At 57.2% G+C, this 3,468-nt stretch carries 3 protein-coding genes; 2 read left to right on the top strand and 1 reads right to left on the bottom strand.

What is annotated here, in order from left to right:
• The first annotated feature begins 70 nt into the window (after window positions 1-70).
• Complete coding sequence (locus A3754_RS17495; protein WP_063520728.1) at window positions 71-1,276, top strand: NAD(P)/FAD-dependent oxidoreductase; 1,206 nt, start codon at window positions 71-73, stop codon at window positions 1,274-1,276.
• Window positions 1,277-1,391: 115 nt separating this feature from the next.
• Window positions 1,392-3,104, top strand: coding sequence for an alpha/beta hydrolase (locus A3754_RS17490; protein ID WP_231880678.1), 1,713 nt, complete (start codon window positions 1,392-1,394; stop codon window positions 3,102-3,104).
• 28 nt (window positions 3,105-3,132) lie between these two features.
• On the opposite strand, the gene A3754_RS17485 is transcribed toward A3754_RS17490, so the two are convergent.
• The coding region (locus tag A3754_RS17485; RefSeq protein ID WP_063520727.1) for a thioesterase family protein at window positions 3,133-3,468 on the bottom strand (336 nt) is incomplete at its 5' end.

Genomic DNA, 3,468 nt, shown 5'->3' with positions numbered 1-3,468 from the left:
CAAGCCACACCGATGGCACCGGCGGTGCATCCCCGTTATCCTTGCCGGCCGGATTCAGGCTGGTGGTTTCATGTCAGGTAAAACAGGGGCAGGCACAACCGAGGTAGATGTGGTCGTGATCGGTGCTGGCGCAGCCGGGCTGATGTGTGCGGCCACGGCAGCGTATCAGGGCCATCGGGTGTTGGTGCTGGACCATGCCAACAAGGCTGGCAAGAAAATCCTCATGTCCGGTGGTGGTCGCTGCAACTTCACCAACCTGAATACCACACCGGAGCATTTTGTCTCCGCTAACCCGCATTTCTGCAAATCGGCTCTCAAGCGTTACAGTCCCTGGCACTTTGTGGAGCTGGTGGAACGTCACGGCATCGAACACGTGGAAAAAGCGCCGGGGCAATTGTTCTGTGCGGACTCCTCCAAAGATATTCTTGGCATTCTGCTGACGGAATGTGAGTGGGCCGGAGCCGAGATCCGCTTAAAGACTGATATTCGGCGCGTCAGACAAACGGCATCAGGCTTTGCGTTGAGCACCAGTGGGGGCAGCGTTCAGTGTACAAAACTGGTCGTGGCCTGCGGCGGCCTGTCGATCCCCACCATGGGTGCCACCGGCTTCGGGTACCAACTGGCGGAACAGTTCGGGCTGGACGTTTTGCCCACCCGTGCCGGGCTGGTACCGTTTACCCTGCAACCGGATGACAAGGCCTGGCTGGCCGCCCTGTCTGGCATCAGCACCGATGTGGTGGCGCAAACCGCAGGTGCATCCTTTGCCGAGCCCATGCTGATTACCCACCGTGGCCTGTCCGGGCCTGCCATGTTGCAGGTATCCAGCTTCTGGACGCCGGGACAGCCAGTGACGGTAGATTGGTTACCCCAGGTGGCGGACCCGTTTGCGCAGTTGGTGGAGGAGCGGCGAGAGCACCCTAATCGTGGCCTGGAGCGTTGGCTGCGCCAGTATTTCTCCCAGCGTCTGGCCGCTGCACTGGCCGATCAATTCGGCTGGCAGGGCAATCTTCAGCAGTTCAGCAATGAACGGCTGGCAAGTGTTGCTGCGACGCTGAAAGGCTGGGCGTTCAAACCCTCGGGCACGGAAGGCTATCGCACGGCGGAAGTGACCCTGGGCGGGGTGGACACCGATGCGATTTCCTCAAAAACCTTTGAAGTCAAAACGGTACCCGGGCTGCATTTCATTGGTGAGGTGCTGGATGTGACCGGGCAGCTGGGCGGGTTCAACTTCCAGTGGGCGTGGGCCAATGGCTGGTGTACGGGGATGGCGCTGTAAGTCATGCCTTGGTGGGCGATTGAATGAGGCGAACGGTGGACTGAATCGCTTGCCCCTCTGATACCCCCTTCCTATTATGGTGATGACGAGGCGTGGTCGGGTAGGTGGGGTGGTGGTGAATGACACGGATAATGACGAGCTGATTGGTCAGATTTACGAGACGGCGCTTTCCCCGGGCGACTGGGTGGATCTGGTCGATACCATTACCAGCTGGACAGATGTTCCCTCAGGCCCATCACCGGAATCGGTGAGTATCGCTATTGATAGCAGAAGAACGCCTGCCGAAGTCGAAGTACTGATCAATCATCTGGATCGCGCCGTGCGCAGTAGTGCGTATATGCATGCACTAGAGGACCGCACCCGTATCCTCAACGACATGTACAACCAGATGCCCTGGCCCATGCTGATGCTCGATGAGCAAATGTGTGTGCTCGAATGCAACCCGGTAGCGGAACAGGCCTTGTCCAGTGGGCCGTTGGAGATTCTGCCGGACGGGTCTTTGCAGTTCAGTGATCGGGAACTGCGCCAGTCCCTGAAGCGGGTAATTTCACTGGAAGCAGGGCGGGAAACGCAGCTTCTCAACTCCCAGCAGGACTCGGTTTCCTTACTCTGCCTGCCGGTGGAAAAGTCCGATGCGCCAGGCAGCATTTCCCAGGTACGCACCATTGTCTGGGTGTTGGCCGGGCAGAGCATGGTGACGCCCTCGCCGGAGATGCTCCGGTCCGTCTTTCATATTACCCATGCCGAATCCCGTCTACTGCACTTGCTGTGTAAAGTGGGCAATCTGAACCAGAGTGCCGAGCTGCTCAATATCAGCGTGCACACGGCCCGCACCCAGCTCAAGTCCACCATGAGCAAGCTCAACGCCAGTAGCCAGGTGCAATTGGTCAGTCAGGCCATGGGGCATGCCCTGGTGCAGGCAGCCCGGTTGCCGCATGTGCAGGCTGAACGGGAATTTACACTGTCGTTACCCGACGGCCGGGTACTCAGTTGGTACGAGTATGGCGATCCGAGTGGGCGCCCGGTACTGACGCTGGATAACCTGGGGGCTGCGGTGCCCGACCATACGTTTTTTGATGGCTGGTACCGGGAAAAAGGTTTGCGCATGATCATGATCGTGCGCCCCGGATATGGCATTTCTACCTACAAGAAGAACTTTGAATTTCGGGATTTTGCTGACGATATTCTGGCCCTCTGTCAGCACCTGAAAATTCAGCGGCCGCCGATGGCGGCGTATTGTGGGGGTGGTCCCTATGCCCTCTGCGCTGCAGCTACGCATCCGGAAATTTTTGAGCGGTTGGGTATTCTTGCCAGCACCGTCCCCATTGAGCATTTTGAGCTGGATAAACTGGACCGCTTACACAAGATGTTCCTCCGGCTTTTTCGTCGCGACCCACGTTTGTTTGTGTTGATGGGCCGGCTCGGCTTGCGCGGCGTGCAACATGCGCCGGAAAAGTATTTTGCCAAGCTGGCCAAATCGCTCTGTCAGCATGATCAGGACGTGCTGGGTAATCCGGATCTACTGGGCCGTTTAATCAAGTGTATGCGGCGGAGCCATTTCCAGGGCGCAAAAATTCTTATCGATGAATACCTGCGTCTGCAGTTTCCCTGGAAAGTGGATCTGGGGGATATCTCCATTCCTGTGCTTCACTGGCACGGTGAAGACGACCGGATTATCTCTATCGGTAGTGCCCGTGGTCTGGCGTCCGAGATCCCCGGCGTGAGATTTCGCAGCTTTTCAGGATTGGGGCGTTTCATGATCTATGCCGTCTGGGAGGACTTTCTCAGCGAGTTGCTGGAATTACCGGCGGATACGGAAAACGGGTAACCGTCCGCAGGGAGTATTCGGTAGCGCCTTAGACAATACCGGGGAACTTTGCCTTGAAGTCATCGGGCACGGGCATCACGCCGTGGTTGTGGTGATCAAAAAACACGAAGCCCTGTTTGGCTAGCACCACCAGTTGCCCGCTGGGTTGTTTGGTTACCCGAAAAATCAGGTCCGCTCCGTACTTGTTAAAATCCATCAGCCCCACTTCAAATTGCAAATCGTCCTGCGCAAAGCTCTCTGCACGATAACTGGCTACCAGGTCGGTCACCACAATGCGCTCCTGGCTGTAATCGATATCGCAGAAGAATCGGTAGCGAGCTTCGGAAAGCAGCGAAATCATCTGATCATTGCCCACATGTTTACC

It is taken from the genome of Alcanivorax sp. HI0083 (genome assembly GCF_001635175.1).
The sequence above is the reverse complement of the archived record's forward strand: the minus strand, read 5'-3'. Positions and strand labels throughout refer to the sequence as shown.

Coding starts and splice junctions, on each gene's coding strand:
- A3754_RS17495 (WP_063520728.1), top strand. CDS start 71: ATGTCAGGTAAAACAGGGGCAGGCACAACCGAGGTAGATGTGGTCGTG.